Below are 13,191 nucleotides of genomic sequence, written 5' to 3'. Positions count from 1 at the left end.
TTCAGCGAGCGGTGCTGACGACGCCGTCGGAGGCCGGCTCGCGGCTTCGGTCGAGGACGGAGTCCAGGATCTCGCCGACTCTGATCGCGGTGTTGGACAGCAGGGCCGAGGTGATGCCGTGCGTGTGCTCGGTGCCGCCCTGGAGGTAGATGCCGCAACGCAGTCCGGGGTCGGTGGCGAGGCGGTAGTCGCGTCCGACGCGCACGCGACCCTCGTCGTCGCGCAGGCAGCGGTCCGCGACCTCGCCGAGCAGCCCCAGCGGGTCGACCGGGCTGTAGCCGGTGGCGAAGACCACGACGTCGGCGTCCAGGGTGGTCGACTCGCCGGTGACCAGGGAGGTGACGGTGGCCCGCGCCGCGTCGGGCGTCTCGACGACGTCGGTCAGCCGGGAGACGTTGAGGAACCTCAGCCGCTCGGTGCCCAGGACCTTCTCCTGGTACATCTGCCGGTACAGGTCGTCGATCAGGTCGATGTCCACCACGGAGTAGTTGGTGTTGCCGTGGTAGTCCATCAGCCTGCGTTTGACGTCCTCCGGCGCGGCGAAGAACTCGTCGACCGCCGCCGGGTCGAAGATCCGGTTGGCGAAGCTGCTGTCGTCGGCGGGGCTGTAGCCGTAGCGGGAGAAGACGGCGCAGACCTCCGCGCGGGGGAAGCGCCGGTGCAGGTAGGCGACGTTCTCGGCGGCGCTCTGCCCGGCGCCCACGACGATGAACCGGGAGGGCGAGGTGCCGTCCAACTCGTCGATCCTGGCGAGCAGTTCGGAGTTGTGCCAGACCCGGTCGGTGCGGCGCACGCCCTCCGGCATCAGGGGCCGCAGTCCGGTGCCGATGACGAGGTTGCGGGCCCGGTGAAGGGCGAGCCCCTCCGCCGAACGCACCGTCACATCCAGGTACTCCACGACCCCGTCGCGGACGACCGGGGTGACGGCGACGACCTCGTGGCCGTAGGAGACCGTGTCGTCGACCTTGGCCGCGGCCCACTCGAAGTAGTCGTGGAACTCCACCCGCAGCGGGAAGAGGTTCTTGTGGTTGATGAAGTCGATCAGCCGCCCCTTGCTCTGCAGGTAGCACAGGAAGCTGAACTCACTGGCCGGGTTCCGAAGCGTCACCAGGTCCTTCAGGAAGGACACCTGCATGGTCGCGTCGTCGATCAGCATGCCGCGGTGCCAACCGAACTGCGGCTGCTGCTCGAAGAAGTGGGCGGTGATCGCCTCGTGCCGGCCGGCGCGGGCGTTGTGCTCCCTGAGTGCGATCGCCATGGCCACATTGGACGGCCCGAAGCCGACGCCTATGAGGTCGTGGATCAGTGGTGCGTCGCCAGGAAGAGCCTGTGCCATGTCACTCCCATCGTGCGGGTCGGCCGCCCTTCGGGGCAGCCGTGTGTCAAGCGTTGGGAAGTACGGGATGAGGGCACACCGAAGGAGCGGCAGCCCGAACTTAGGTAAGGCTAAGCTGATCCCGCGGAACTGTCGATAGGGCAAATCGGGCACGCTCGGAACGCGGCACCCTCAACAGCCCCTTGAACAGGGGTCGTTGCACACTTAGGTAAGCCTTGCTTTACTGACGCCGGACAGTCCCTGCCCTGAGGAGGAACCGTATGCGGGTCGTCATGTTCGGCTATCAGACCTGGGGGCACCGCACCCTTCGCGCCCTCCTCGATTCCGAGCACGACGTGGTGCTGGTGGTGACGCACCCCAAGAGCGAGCACGCGTACGAGAAGATCTGGAGCGACTCCGTCGCCGACCTCGCCGAGGAGCACGGCGTCCCGGTGCTGATCCGCAACCGCCCCGACGACGAGGAGCTGTTCGAGCGCCTCAAGGAGGCCGACCCGGACATCATCGTGGCCAACAACTGGCGTACCTGGATTCCCCCGCGCATCTTCGGTCTCCCCCGCCACGGCACCCTGAACGTGCACGACTCGCTGCTGCCGAAGTACGCCGGCTTCTCCCCGCTGATCTGGGCGCTGATCAACGGCGAGCCAGAAGTGGGCGTCACCGCCCACATGATGAACGACGAGCTCGACGCCGGCGACATCGTGCGCCAGGACGCGGTGCCGGTCGGGCCGACGGACACCGCCACCGACCTCTTCCACAAGACGGTCGATCTGATCGCCCCGGTCACCATCGGCGCACTCGACCTCATCGCCTCCGGGCAGACGGAGTTCACCCGACAGGACCGCTCTCGGGCGAGCTTCTTCCACAAGCGGTCCATCGAGGACAGCCGCATCGACTGGACCTGGCCCGCCGCGGACCTCGAACGCCTGATCCGCGCCCAGTCCGAGCCGTACCCGAGCGCGTTCACCTTCCACAGGGGCAAGCGGCTGGAGGTCCTCGCCGCGGTCGTCTCCGAAGGCCGCTACGGCGGCACCCCCGGCCGGATCTTCTACCGCGAGGGCGACGGCGTGGTGATCGTCGCCGGCGCCGACGCCCGAACCGGCCGCAACCACGGCCTGGCCGTCACCCGGGTCCGCACCGAGGACGGCCGCGAACTGCCCGCGGCCGAGTACTTCACGGCCATGGGCGGCTACCTGACCACCCATCCCTGACCCTGACCACCCTCCCCCCTGACCCTGACCACCCACCCCTGGCCCTGAAGCGCACTCGAACACCTGAAGCACACTCCATCAGGCAGACTCCCCCGCATGGAGACTGCAGAATTCCTTCGCATACTCGACCGGGAAGGGCGGCTGCTGGCGGATGCCGCAGAGCGGGCGGGGGTCGACGCCAAGGTGCCGACCTGTCCCGACTGGCAGGTCCGTGACCTGCTGCGGCACACGGGCCTGGTGCACCGCTGGGCCACCTCGTTCGTCGCCGAGCGCCGTACCGCGTACCGCCCCGCCGGCGCCCTGCCCGACCTCGACGGCGACCCGCTGCTCGACTGGTTCCGGGAGGGTCACCGCGCCCTGGTCGACACCCTTCGTGCCGCGCCGCCCGACATCGAGTGCTTCTCCTTCCTGCCCGCTCCCGCCCCGCTGGCGTTCTGGGCGCGGCGGCAGGCGCACGAGACGGCCGTGCACCGCGTCGACGCGGAGTCGGCCCTCGGTGAACTCAGCGACACCGAAGCCGAGTTCGGGGCGGACGGCATCGACGAACTGCTGGCCGGATTCCACGCCCGGCCCAAGAGCCGCGTCCGTACGGAAGCGACGCGCGTGCTGCGAGTGCGGGCGACGGACGTCGACGGCGCCGTGTGGACCGTACGGCTGTCGGCCGAGCCGCCCGTGACGGAGCGGAGCGAGGAGGGGGCCGCGGACTGTGAAGTGAGCGGCCCGGCCGCGCAGTTGTACCTGTCGCTGTGGAACCGGCTGCCGTTCCCGGCGGTCAGCGGTGACGCGTCCCTGGCCGAGCTGTGGCGGGAGCGGTCCGCGATCGTCATGGGGTGAGGCTCAGTCGGCGGGTGTCGCCAGCATCCGCCCCAACACCGCGCGCTGCACCGGCAGTACCTCGCCGTGCAGCGCGCGCCCCTTCCCGGTGAGCGCCACCCGCACGCCCCGCCGGTCCTCCGCGCACATCCGCCGCTCGACGAGGCCGTCCTTCTCCAGCCGGGCGACCAGACGGGACAGGGCGCTCTGGCTCAGATGGATGTGCTCGGCGATCTCCTGGACGCGGTAGCCGGCACAGTCACCGCCGCCCTCGGCGAGCACGTCCAGCACCTCGAAGTCGCTGCCGCAGAGGCCGTGTTGATGCAGGGCACGGTCGAGCTCGCACTGGGTGCGCGCATGCAGCGCCAGCATGTCCCGCCACTGCCGCACGAGCGCCTGCTGATCGCCCCTCGTCGCCGCCATGCCGGGCACCGTAGCAGAGACCGGCATTCATTGCACGCGAATTAAATGCGCTTGCATTCGATGCATGCGCATGGAAGTCTCCTCGGCATGACCTCTCCGCTCCCCTCCCCCGTGCCCTCCTCCACGGCGGTCCAGTGGACCCCGCGGCTGTGGGGCACCCTGCTGGTGCTGTGCGCCGCGATGTTCCTCGACGCACTGGACGTGTCGATGGTCGGCGTCGCCCTGCCTTCCATCGGCGCCGACCTCGGTCTGTCCACCTCGGCCCTGCAGTGGATCGTCAGCGGCTACATCCTCGGCTACGGCGGTCTGCTCCTGCTCGGCGGCCGCACCGCCGACCTGCTGGGCCGGCGCCAGGTCTTCCTGGTCGCCCTGGGCGTGTTCGCGCTCGCCTCGCTGCTCGGCGGTCTGGTCGACTCCGGTCCGCTGCTGATCGCAAGCCGCTTCATCAAGGGCCTGAGCGCGGCCTTCACCGCCCCGGCCGGCCTGTCGATCATCACCACGACGTTCCCGGAGGGCCCCCTGCGCAACCGCGCCCTCTCCATCTACACCACCTGCGCCGCCACCGGCTTCTCCATGGGCCTGGTGCTCTCCGGCCTGCTCACCGAGGCCAGCTGGCGCCTCACCATGCTGCTGCCCGCGCCCATCGCGCTGATCGCCCTGCTGGCCGGCCTGAAGCTGCTCCCGCACAGCGAGCGCGAGCGGAACCACAAGGGCTACGACATCCCCGGCGCCGTCCTCGGCACCGCGTCGATGCTGCTGCTGGTCTTCACCGTGGTCCAGGCACCGGAGGCCGGCTGGACGTCCGCCCGGACCCTGCTGTCCTTCCTCGCGGTCGCCGCCCTGCTGACCGTGTTCGTCCTGGTCGAGCGGCGCTCGCCGGGCCCGCTGATCCGGCTCGGCGTGCTGCGCTCGGGCAGCCAGATCCGCGCACAGCTCGGCGCCATGGCCTTCTTCGGCAGTTACGTCGGCTTCCAGTTCCTGGCCACGCTGTACATGCAGTCGCTGCTGAACTGGTCCGCCCTGCACACCGCGCTGGCCTTCCTGCCGGCGGGCGCGCTCGTCGCGGTGTCCTCCACCAAGGTCGGCGCGATCGTCGACCGCTTCGGCACGCCCCGTCTGCTCGTGGTCGGCTTCGCGCTCATGGTCGCCGGGTACGCGCTGTTCCTGCGGGTGGACCTCGACCCGGTGTACGCGGCGGTGATCCTGCCGTCGATGCTGCTGATCGGCGCGGCCTGCGCGCTGGTCTTCCCCTCGCTCAACATCCAGGCCACCAACGGGGTCGACGACCACGAGCAGGGCATGGTCTCCGGGCTGCTCAACACCTCGGTGCAGGTGGGCGGCGCGATCTTCCTCGCCGTGGTGACGGCGGTGGTGACCGCCCAGGCCCCCGCCGACCCGACGCCACAGGCCGTCCTGGACAGTTACCGCCCCGGCCTGACGGTGGTCACCTTCATCGCCACCGCCGGCCTGCTGATCTCCCTGACCGGCCTGCGCACCCGGCGCGCACAGCGGTCCGTCGTGGTCGCCCAGTCCGCGGTGAAGGAGACGCACACGGACCGGGTGCCGGTCCGCGACTGACGCTCCGCCGGTGGTGCCGCGCATGCCGTGTTGCGTCTGCGGGCGCCACCGTGGCTGGTCGCGCAGTTCCCCGCGCCCCCGCTGCCCGGCGGCCGTTTGCCCGTCGGGCACTCGCCTGTGACACTGCGTCATATGACTGCATACGGGGGACGCCGCACCCAGGCCGAGCGGGACGCGATCACCGTCGAGATCGGCTACGCGCTGTGCAGCGCGGCCTTCGCGGCGGCCGTGGTCTTCGGCGCGGTCGCGGGGCCGGCGCTGCTGTTCGCCCTCCCGGGCACCGTCGAGTGGCTGCTGCCGCGGGCGGGCGGTGTCCTCGCGGCCGCCCTGTTCCTGGCCCGCGTGATCGCCGTACTGGTGCGCTTCCGGCCGGGCGCTCAACCCAGTCGGCCCGACCGCACCGGCCCCGACTCGTAGGCCGACACCACCAGTTGGGCCCGGTCCCGCACCCCCGGCTTCACCATGGTGCGGCTGAGCTGGGTCTTGGCCGTGAGCGGGCCGACGACCAGAAGCCGGGCGATCTCACCGCCAAGTCCTCCGACGCGGAGATCCTCGCGGGCGCGCCGGACCACCGTCCGGAACCGACGCGTCGGCTCACTCCGTCTCGTCGGCCGCCGCCGCCCGCCGGTCCAGCACGGTCAGCGCACGCTGGGCCAGCGGGTGGGTGCGGACCAGCTCCCCGAGGGAGGTGGCGCCCCGGGTGATGTCCGTGAACGCCCGCCAGGCCGGACGGAAGCCGGTCAGGACGGCGTGGAAGATCCCGGGGCGCTGCTCGAAGAGGGCCAGCATCCGCCTGCCCACGGCCATCTCCACGCCGAGCCCCGCCTTGATCGCGAACGCGTAGTTCAGGGCCTGGCGCCGGGTGTCCACCGCGTCGTGCGCCTCCGCGATGCGCACCGCCCACTCGCCGGCGAGGCGGCCCGAGCGCAGCGCGAAGGAGATGCCCTCACGGGTCCAGGGCTCCAACAGGCCGGCCGCGTCACCGCAGACCAGCACGCGACCCCGGGAGAGCGGTGAGTCGTCGGCGCGGCAGCGGGTCAAGTGCCCGGAGGAGATGCTCGGTTCGAAGCCGGCCAGGCCGAGCCGGCCGATGAAGTCCTCCAAGTACCGCTTGGTCGCGGCTCCTTCACCGCGCGCCGAGATCACCCCGACGGTGAGGGTGTCGCCCTTGGGGAAGACCCAGCCGTAACTGCCGGGCATCGGGCCCCAGTCGATGAGCACCCGCCCCTTCCAGTCCTCGGCGACGGTCTCCGGCACCGGAATCTCCGCCTCCAGGCCGAGGTCCACCTGGTCCAGCTTGACGCCGACGTGTGCTCCTATGCGGCTGGCGCTGCCGTCGGCGCCGACGACCGCGCGGGCCAGCACCGTCTCACCGCCCTGGAGGACCACCGCGACCGTACGCCGGTCCGGCACCGCCGACCCGTGCTGCTCGACCCGCGTGACGGTGACGCCCGTACGCAGCTCGGCGCCCGCCTTCTGCGCGTGCTCGACCAGCTGCTGGTCGAACTCGGGCCGGTTGATCAGCCCGAACAGCATCTGCCGGGAGCGGCGGGTGCGGGTGAAGCGCCCGTTGTTCGAGAAGGTCACCGCGTGCACCCGGTCACGGAAGGGCAGTTCGAAGCCGGGTGGCAGGGAGTCACGGGAGGGGCCGATGATCCCGCCGCCGCAGGTCTTGTAGCGCGGCAGCTCCGCCTTCTCCAGCAACAGCACGCTCCGCCCCGCGACCGCCGCCGCGTACGCGGCGGAGGCCCCCGCGGGTCCCGCGCCCACCACGACGACGTCCCACACCTGCCGCACGTCGTCCGCCGAAGAGTTCTCGCTGCTCACGATGGTCTACTGCTCCCGATCCAGCCGCCTGCCGCTTCCGTCCCCCGCATCCTACGGCGGAGATCGCCGAGGTCCGCGGTGGGAGGACGACCGTGAGATGCCCCGCGCTCCACCGGGCGCGTACGCTCGCACGGTCGCCGCACACCTGTGCGCACACGAAGGACAACGTCGCACCCACAAGGAGCGTGCCCATGCCGTCGAATCCGATCGCCGAGAGCGTCGCCTCGCTGATGCCCCGGGCGAAGGCGGAGCTCACCGAACTGGTGGCCTTCAAGTCGGTGGCGGACTTCGACCAGTTCCCGAAGAGCGAGAGCGAGGCGGCCGCGCGGTGGATCACCGACGCGCTGACCGCCGAGGGCTTCCAGGACGTGACCCTGCTCGACACGCCGGACGGCACTCAGTCGGTGTACGGCTACCTGCCCGGCCCGGCGGGCGCCCGCACCGTCCTGCTCTACGCGCACTACGACGTGCAGCCCCCGCTGGACGAGTCCGCGTGGGCCACCCCGCCGTTCGAGCTGACCGAGCGCGCCGGCCGCTGGTACGGGCGCGGCACCGCCGACTGCAAGGGCGGCCTGATCATGCATCTGCTCGCGCTGCGCGCCCTCAAGGCGAACGGCGGGGTCCCGGTGCATGTCAAGGTGATCGTGGAGGGCTCGGAGGAGCAGGGCACGGGCGGTCTGGAGCGGTACGCCGAAGAACACCCGGAGCTGCTGACCGCCGACACCCTCGTGATCGGCGACGCGGGCAACTTCCGCGTGGGCCTGCCGACGGTGACGGCGACGCTGCGCGGCATGACCCTGGTCCGCGTCCAGGTCGACACGCTGGCGGGCAATCTGCACTCGGGCCAGTTCGGCGGGGCCGCGCCCGACGCGCTGGCCGCGCTGATCCGCGTACTGGACTCACTGCGCGCCGAGGACGGCTCGACGACGGTCGACGGCCTGGCCCCCGACACGTCCTGGGACGGGCTGCAGTACGACGAGGAGCAGTTCCGCGAGGACGCCAAGGTGCTCGACGGCGTCGACCTGATCGGCTCCGGCACGGTCGCCGACCGCATCTGGGCACGCCCGGCCGTGACGGTCCTCGGCATCGACTGCCCGCCGGTCGTGGGCGCCACCCCGTCCGTGCAGGCGAGCGCCCGCGCGCTGGTCAGCCTGCGGGTGCCGCCGGGCGTGGACGCGGCGGAGGCCACCAAGCTGCTGCAGGCCCACATCGAGGCCCACACCCCGTGGCACGCGCGCGTGCGCGTCGACCAGGTCGGCCAGGGCCAGGCGTTCAGCGCCGACACCACCAGCCCCGCGTACGCCGCCATGGCCGACGCCATGGCGGTCGCCTACCCCGGCCAGGAGATGCAGTACGCCGGCCAGGGCGGCTCCATCCCCCTGTGCAACACCCTGGCCGCGCTCTACCCCCGGGCGGAGATCCTCCTGATCGGCCTCAGCGAGCCGGAGGCCCAGATCCACGCGGCCAACGAAAGCGTCTCCCCCGAGGAACTGGAGCGCCTGTCGGTGGCGGAGGCCCTGTTCCTGCGCAATTACGCGGGGAGCTGACCCGGCGACGGAAGCGCGTCCGGTGCCGGCACGGGGCGGCTCAGCCCAGCGGTACGCCCGCCTCCAGGTACAGGGCCGTGCCGCGTTCGCGGGCTCGTAGGGCCCAGCGCAGGCGTTCGTAGCGGACCGGGGGGAGGAGGTCGGCTGCTTCCTCCTCGGTGACGAAGCGCCAGGCGCGCAGTTCGGGGCCGGGCAGGACGAGGCCCTCGACGGTGGCGGAGTCGAGGCGGCCGCCGTCGAAGAGAAGGCGCAGGCCGCCGTAGCCCGGCGGTCTGGGGGGTTCCCAGTCGGCGACGAGCAGGCGGGGGACGTCGTCCAGCCGGATGCCGGTCTCCTCCTCGACCTCCCGCATCCCCGCCCGCGCGGGCGCCTCCCCCGGCTCGACGACACCGCCGGGGAACTCCCAGCCGGGCTTGTAGGTGGGGTCGACGAGCAGCACTCTGCCCTGCTCGTCGAAGAGCAGCACCCCGGCCGCCAGCGTCTCCGCCGTGGGCTCGGGCGTCTGCACGATCTCGCAGGCGGGCGCCGCGCCGGTGCGCACGGCCTCCGCGATGCGCACGGCCGTCTCGTACGGGGTGAGCGCGCTGGTGTCGACGGGGTGCGCGTCGGCGGTGAGCCAGGCGGCGAGCGCGGCCTGGTAGGGCTCGATGTGGTCGTAGGACCACTGCCGGATCCGTATCTCGCCGTCGGGCAGGTCCGGCGGCACCTCACGCCCGGCTATCCGGGCGCGCAGTATCGTTTCCGCCGGGGCCAGGAGCACATGCCGCACCGGTATCCGGCGGGCCGCGAGACCGCCGAAGATCTCGTCGCGGTACTCCTGGCGCAGCAGGGTCATCGGGACGACGAGGGTGCCGCCCACCTCGGCGAGGAGCGCGGCCGCCGTGTCGATCACGAGGCGGCGCCAGATCGGCAGGTCCTGGAAGTCGCCGACCTCGGCGAGGTGTTTGGGCGGCAGCAGATGCGTGAGCCCCGCGCCGATGACCTCGGGGTCGAAGAGCGTGCTGTTCGGGATCAGGTCGATCAGTTCCCGTGCGGTGGTGGTCTTCCCCGCACCGAACGCGCCGTTGATCCAGACGACGGTCACTTTTCCCCCTCTTCTGTTGGCCCCCTGAGGCTTGCCCGCTCCACCCTGCCACGGAAACCAGTTCCAGTTGAGGACGCGCGCGTAAACACCGAGGCGCCGGGGACCCTTCCGGGGATCCGCCGGCGCCTCGCCCTTCGTCCGTCCGCCTCAGTCGGTCTGCGCCTGCCCGCCCTCGTCCATGGTCAGACTCTCGCCGGCGAGGGTCTGGTTGACGGTGTTGAGGGTGTCGTCCACGTTCAGATCGCCGAGCGCCGTCTCATGTCCCAGCCCGTGGCTGGGGGTGACGGCCGCGACGACGAACCCGGTGGCGAGGGAGGCGATGGCGAGCATGCTGCGCTTCTTCATGACGACATCAACTGCGCACCGCGGCAGAGGTCACGGTGACCCGCTCCGCCGCGGACGGCCCGCGCCCGCGAACAGGACCTACGACACCACCGCCTGAACGTTCCTGCGCGCCAGCGCCACAGCCGCCGCCCCCACCAGCCCCGCGTCCGTCCCCATCTGCGCCGGCACCACGGTCAGCCCCCGCACGAACGACAGCGTCGCGTAGTCCCCCAACGCCCGCCGCAGCGGAGCGAACAGCACATCGCCCGCCTTGCCCACGCCGCCACCGATCACAGCGACGTCGATCTCGACCAGGCTGGCCGTCGCCGCGATCCCCGCGGCCAGTGCCTGCGCGGCCCGCTCGAAGGAGGCCACCGCCACCGGATCCCCGGCCCGCGCCGCGGCGGCCACGGCGGCCGCGGACGTGTCCCCGTCGGCCCCCGGCCGCCAACCACCCTCCACCGCCCGCCGGGCGATGTTGGGCCCGCTGGCGATGCGCTCCAGACAGCCGCGCCCCCCACAGGGGCATGCGTCGCCGTCGAGGTCGACGCTGATGTGGCCGATGTGGCCGGCGTTGCCGGTGGGCCCGGGGTGCAGCCGGCCGTTCAGCACCAGCCCGCCGCCGACCCCGGTCGACACCACCATGCACAGCGCGTTGTCGTGCCCGCGCGCGGCGCCCTGCCAGTGCTCGGCCGCCGTGACGGCGACGCCGTCGCCGATCAGCTCCACGGGCAGGTCCCCGGTGGCCGCCCGCACTCGCTGGACCAGCGGATAGTCCCGCCAGCCGGGGACGTTCACGGGGCTGACCGTGCCCGCGGAGGCGTCCACTGGGCCGGCGCTGCCGATGCCGAGGCTGTGCGCGCGGCTCCACAGCGGGGACGCGGTCAGCTCGCCGAGCACCGCCTCGACGGCGCGCATCACGGTCTCACCGTCCTCCCGCGCGGGGGTCGGGCGCTGCGCGCGGACCAGGATCGTGCCGTCGCCGTCCACCAGCGCTCCGGCGATCTTGGTGCCGCCGATGTCGAGCGCGGCCACGAGGTCGGTGTGCATCAGTCTGGGATCTCCCCGTCAACGTCAACCAGGAAAAAGGGCTGGCCGGTCCAGCGGTGGGGGACGTGGGCCGGAGATTGCGGTGGACAGTGTCCCCCGCATCTGACAACGTTGTCCAGGGCCTATGCTCGACACCACATCCTCATACAAACCAAGGGACTCACGCATCCCCGTGGCCGGCCGGAGCCACGAGTCCCCGTGGACGACAGGACAGGACACCGCATCGTGCCCGAGACGCCCCGCCGCGCAGACCGTGTCACCGACCGTGTCTCCGCGAGCCGTTACGGCAACCGTCCCACCATGAAGGACGTGGCCGCCCGTGCCGGAGTCGGCCTGAAGACCGTCTCCCGCGTGGTCAACGGCGAGCCCGGGGTCACGCCCGAGACGGAGCGGCGCGTCCAGGAGGCCATCGACGCGCTGGGCTTCCGCCGCAACGACAGCGCGCGGGTGCTGCGCAAGGGCCGTACGGCGAGCATAGGGCTGGTCCTGGAGGACCTCGCCGACCCGTTCTACGGTCCGCTCAGCCGCGCGGTCGAGGAGGTGGCCCGCGCCCATGGCGCGCTGCTCATCAACGGCTCCAGCGCGGAGGACCCGGACCGCGAGCAGGAGTTGGCGCTGGCGTTGTGCGCCCGCCGGGTGGACGGGCTGGTGGTGATCCCGGCCGGCGACGACCACCGCTATCTCGAGCCGGAGATCAGGGCGGGCGTCGCGACCGTCTTCGTGGACCGCCCGGCCGGGAAGATCGACGCCGACTGTGTCCTGTCGGACAACTACGGCGGTGCCCGGGAGGGCGTCGCCCATCTGATCGCGCACGGGCACCGGCGGATCGGCTTCATCGGTGACATGCCCCGCATCCACACCGCCGCCGAGCGGCTGCGCGGCTACCGGGCCGCCCTGGAGGACGCGGGCATAGCCGTCGAGGACTCCTGGACGTCCCTCGGCGCTACCGACCCCGCGCGGGTGCGGCGGGCGGCCGAGGAGATGCTGTCCGGGCCCGCTCCGGTCACCGCCATCTTCGCGGGCAACAACCGGGTGACGGTCACCGTGATCCGGGTGCTCGCCGAACAGGCCCGCCGGGTCGCGCTCGTCGGCTTCGACGACCTCGAACTCGCCGACCTGCTGCAGCCGGGCGTCACCGTCGTCGCCCAGGACGCGGCGACGCTCGGCCGCACCGCCGCCGAGCGGCTGTTCCAGCAGCTGGAGGGCGCACTGGTGGTGCCGGAGCGGATCGAGCTGCCGACCCGTCTGATCACCCGCGGCTCGGGCGAACTGCCGCCGGCCGACTGAGAAGCCCCGAGGAGCACCCTGGAATCCGGACCCGCCCTGGCGTCCCTCGGCTGGCCCTGGCGCCCCGTGACCATCCCCTGACCTGCCCCGGCGCCTGGCCGGCGGCGTCCGGTCTTCTCGCGGATCGAGCTGCCGACCCGTCTGATCACCCACGGCTCGGGCGAACTGCCGCCGGACGACTGAGAAGCCCCGAGGAGCACCCTGGAATCCGGACCCGCCCTGGCGTCCCTCGGCTGGCCTGGCGCCCCGTGACCATCCGTTGACCTGTCCCGGCGCCTGGCCGGCGGCGTCCGGTCTTCTCGCGGATCGAGCTGCCGACCCGTCTGATCACCCACGGCTCGGGCGAACTGCCGCCGGCCGACTGAGAAGCCCCGAGGAGCACCCTGGAATCCGGACCCGCCCTGGCGCCCCGTGACCATCCGCTGACCTGTCCCGGCGCCGGGCCGGCGGCGTCCGGTCTTCTCTTCGGGGACCGGATGCTGCCGCTGGACCGCCTCACCCATCCCGGCCGGGTCCGGTCCTCGCCGTCGGCTCCAACGCCTGCCCCGGCAACTGGGCTCGCCCGTCCCGATGGTGACGTGCCTGGTCATCGGCCTCGACATCGGCGTCTCCGCGTCACCGGACCACTCCCCACCTCCTCCCGGGAGCCATTCCTGATCTGACCGGACGCCGAACAGCTGCGGTCGTCGACGCGAGCGAGGGCGTGCCACGTCC

General features: G+C 72.0%; 12 protein-coding genes and 1 pseudogene. 6 read left to right on the top strand and 7 right to left on the bottom strand.

Translation table 11 applies throughout. The features are described 5' to 3' along the window. Position 1: 1 nt before the first annotated feature. Entirely contained in the window at positions 2-1,336 is a 1,335-nt protein-coding gene (locus ACH5AC_RS29265) for a lysine N(6)-hydroxylase/L-ornithine N(5)-oxygenase family protein (protein ID WP_398865193.1), read from the bottom strand. A gap of 260 nt (positions 1,337-1,596) precedes the next feature. Between ACH5AC_RS29265 and ACH5AC_RS29260 the strand changes: the two genes are divergently transcribed. Next, a complete protein-coding gene (locus ACH5AC_RS29260; RefSeq protein WP_398865192.1) occupies positions 1,597-2,544 on the top strand; it encodes a methionyl-tRNA formyltransferase in 948 nt (315 codons plus the stop codon). Between the two features lie 96 nt (positions 2,545-2,640). Further along, positions 2,641-3,378, top strand: a complete 738-nt coding sequence (locus ACH5AC_RS29255) for a maleylpyruvate isomerase family mycothiol-dependent enzyme (RefSeq protein WP_398865191.1) — start codon at positions 2,641-2,643, stop codon at positions 3,376-3,378. A gap of 3 nt (positions 3,379-3,381) precedes the next feature. On the opposite strand, the gene ACH5AC_RS29250 is transcribed toward ACH5AC_RS29255, so the two are convergent. Then, positions 3,382-3,780: a MarR family winged helix-turn-helix transcriptional regulator gene (locus ACH5AC_RS29250; RefSeq protein WP_398865190.1), complete on the bottom strand. Its 399-nt coding sequence runs from the start codon at positions 3,778-3,780 to the stop codon at positions 3,382-3,384. Between the two features lie 87 nt (positions 3,781-3,867). On the opposite strand from ACH5AC_RS29250, the gene ACH5AC_RS29245 reads away from it, so the two are divergent. Together ACH5AC_RS29245 and ACH5AC_RS29240 are read left to right on the top strand one after the other, a co-directional pair. Next, positions 3,868-5,358 carry an MFS transporter gene (locus tag ACH5AC_RS29245; protein WP_398865189.1) on the top strand — a complete coding sequence of 497 codons (1,491 nt, stop codon included), beginning with the start codon at positions 3,868-3,870 and terminating at the stop codon, positions 5,356-5,358. A gap of 132 nt (positions 5,359-5,490) precedes the next feature. Further along, positions 5,491-5,775 carry a DUF6332 family protein gene (locus ACH5AC_RS29240; protein WP_398865188.1) on the top strand — a complete coding sequence of 95 codons (285 nt, stop codon included), beginning with the start codon at positions 5,491-5,493 and terminating at the stop codon, positions 5,773-5,775. Here ACH5AC_RS29240 and ACH5AC_RS29235 read toward each other — a convergent pair. Together ACH5AC_RS29235 and ACH5AC_RS29230 are read right to left on the bottom strand one after the other, a co-directional pair. Continuing rightward, positions 5,736-5,930 (bottom strand): annotated as a pseudogene (locus ACH5AC_RS29235) (DNA-binding response regulator); the annotation flags it as partial. The gene ACH5AC_RS29240 and the pseudogene ACH5AC_RS29235 sit on opposite strands and share 40 nt — an antisense overlap. Before the next feature lie 22 nt (positions 5,931-5,952). Further along, positions 5,953-7,185, bottom strand: coding sequence for a geranylgeranyl reductase family protein (locus ACH5AC_RS29230; protein WP_398865187.1), 1,233 nt, complete (start codon positions 7,183-7,185; stop codon positions 5,953-5,955). A gap of 191 nt (positions 7,186-7,376) precedes the next feature. Here ACH5AC_RS29230 and ACH5AC_RS29225 point away from each other — a divergent pair, with 191 nt between their 5' ends. Beyond that, the gene (locus tag ACH5AC_RS29225) at positions 7,377-8,732 is read left to right on the top strand and encodes a dipeptidase (protein ID WP_398865186.1); all 1,356 of its coding nucleotides are present in this window, start codon (positions 7,377-7,379) and stop codon (positions 8,730-8,732) included. 40 nt (positions 8,733-8,772) lie between these two features. On the opposite strand, the gene ACH5AC_RS29220 is transcribed toward ACH5AC_RS29225, so the two are convergent. From ACH5AC_RS29220 to ACH5AC_RS29210, 3 genes are all read right to left on the bottom strand, one after another. After that, positions 8,773-9,816, bottom strand: a complete 1,044-nt coding sequence (locus tag ACH5AC_RS29220) for an NUDIX domain-containing protein (RefSeq protein WP_398865185.1) — start codon at positions 9,814-9,816, stop codon at positions 8,773-8,775. A 147-nt stretch (positions 9,817-9,963) separates the two neighbouring features. Next, positions 9,964-10,161: a hypothetical protein gene (locus ACH5AC_RS29215; RefSeq protein WP_398865184.1), complete on the bottom strand. Its 198-nt coding sequence runs from the start codon at positions 10,159-10,161 to the stop codon at positions 9,964-9,966. A 78-nt stretch (positions 10,162-10,239) separates the two neighbouring features. Continuing rightward, positions 10,240-11,190 (bottom strand): ROK family protein, encoded by a 951-nt coding sequence (locus ACH5AC_RS29210; protein ID WP_398865183.1) that lies wholly within the window; start codon positions 11,188-11,190, stop codon positions 10,240-10,242. A 225-nt stretch (positions 11,191-11,415) separates the two neighbouring features. Here ACH5AC_RS29210 and ACH5AC_RS29205 point away from each other — a divergent pair, with 225 nt between their 5' ends. Then, complete coding sequence (locus tag ACH5AC_RS29205) at positions 11,416-12,477, top strand: LacI family DNA-binding transcriptional regulator (RefSeq protein ID WP_398865182.1); 1,062 nt, start codon at positions 11,416-11,418, stop codon at positions 12,475-12,477. Positions 12,478-13,191: the final 714 nt, after the last annotated feature.

The organism is Streptomyces sp. NPDC018693 (genome assembly GCF_044391385.1).
In the GTDB taxonomy this organism is placed as follows: domain Bacteria; phylum Actinomycetota; class Actinomycetes; order Streptomycetales; family Streptomycetaceae; genus Streptomyces.
The sequence above is the reverse complement of the archived record's forward strand: the minus strand, read 5'-3'. Positions and strand labels throughout refer to the sequence as shown.

What these genes read in the sequence shown, in the direction of transcription:
- ACH5AC_RS29260 (WP_398865192.1), top strand. Translation starts at nt 1,597, where the DNA reads ATGCGGGTCGTCATGTTCGGCTATCAGACCTGGGGGCACCGCACCCTT.
- ACH5AC_RS29245 (WP_398865189.1), top strand. Translation starts at nt 3,868, where the DNA reads ATGACCTCTCCGCTCCCCTCCCCCGTGCCCTCCTCCACGGCGGTCCAG.
- ACH5AC_RS29215 (WP_398865184.1), bottom strand. Translation starts at nt 10,161, where the DNA reads ATGAAGAAGCGCAGCATGCTCGCCATCGCCTCCCTCGCCACCGGGTTC.
- ACH5AC_RS29240 (WP_398865188.1), top strand. Translation starts at nt 5,491, where the DNA reads ATGACTGCATACGGGGGACGCCGCACCCAGGCCGAGCGGGACGCGATC.
- ACH5AC_RS29255 (WP_398865191.1), top strand. Translation starts at nt 2,641, where the DNA reads ATGGAGACTGCAGAATTCCTTCGCATACTCGACCGGGAAGGGCGGCTG.
- ACH5AC_RS29225 (WP_398865186.1), top strand. Translation starts at nt 7,377, where the DNA reads ATGCCGTCGAATCCGATCGCCGAGAGCGTCGCCTCGCTGATGCCCCGG.
- ACH5AC_RS29250 (WP_398865190.1), bottom strand. Translation starts at nt 3,780, where the DNA reads ATGGCGGCGACGAGGGGCGATCAGCAGGCGCTCGTGCGGCAGTGGCGG.
- ACH5AC_RS29265 (WP_398865193.1), bottom strand. Translation starts at nt 1,336, where the DNA reads ATGGCACAGGCTCTTCCTGGCGACGCACCACTGATCCACGACCTCATA.
- ACH5AC_RS29210 (WP_398865183.1), bottom strand. Translation starts at nt 11,190, where the DNA reads ATGCACACCGACCTCGTGGCCGCGCTCGACATCGGCGGCACCAAGATC.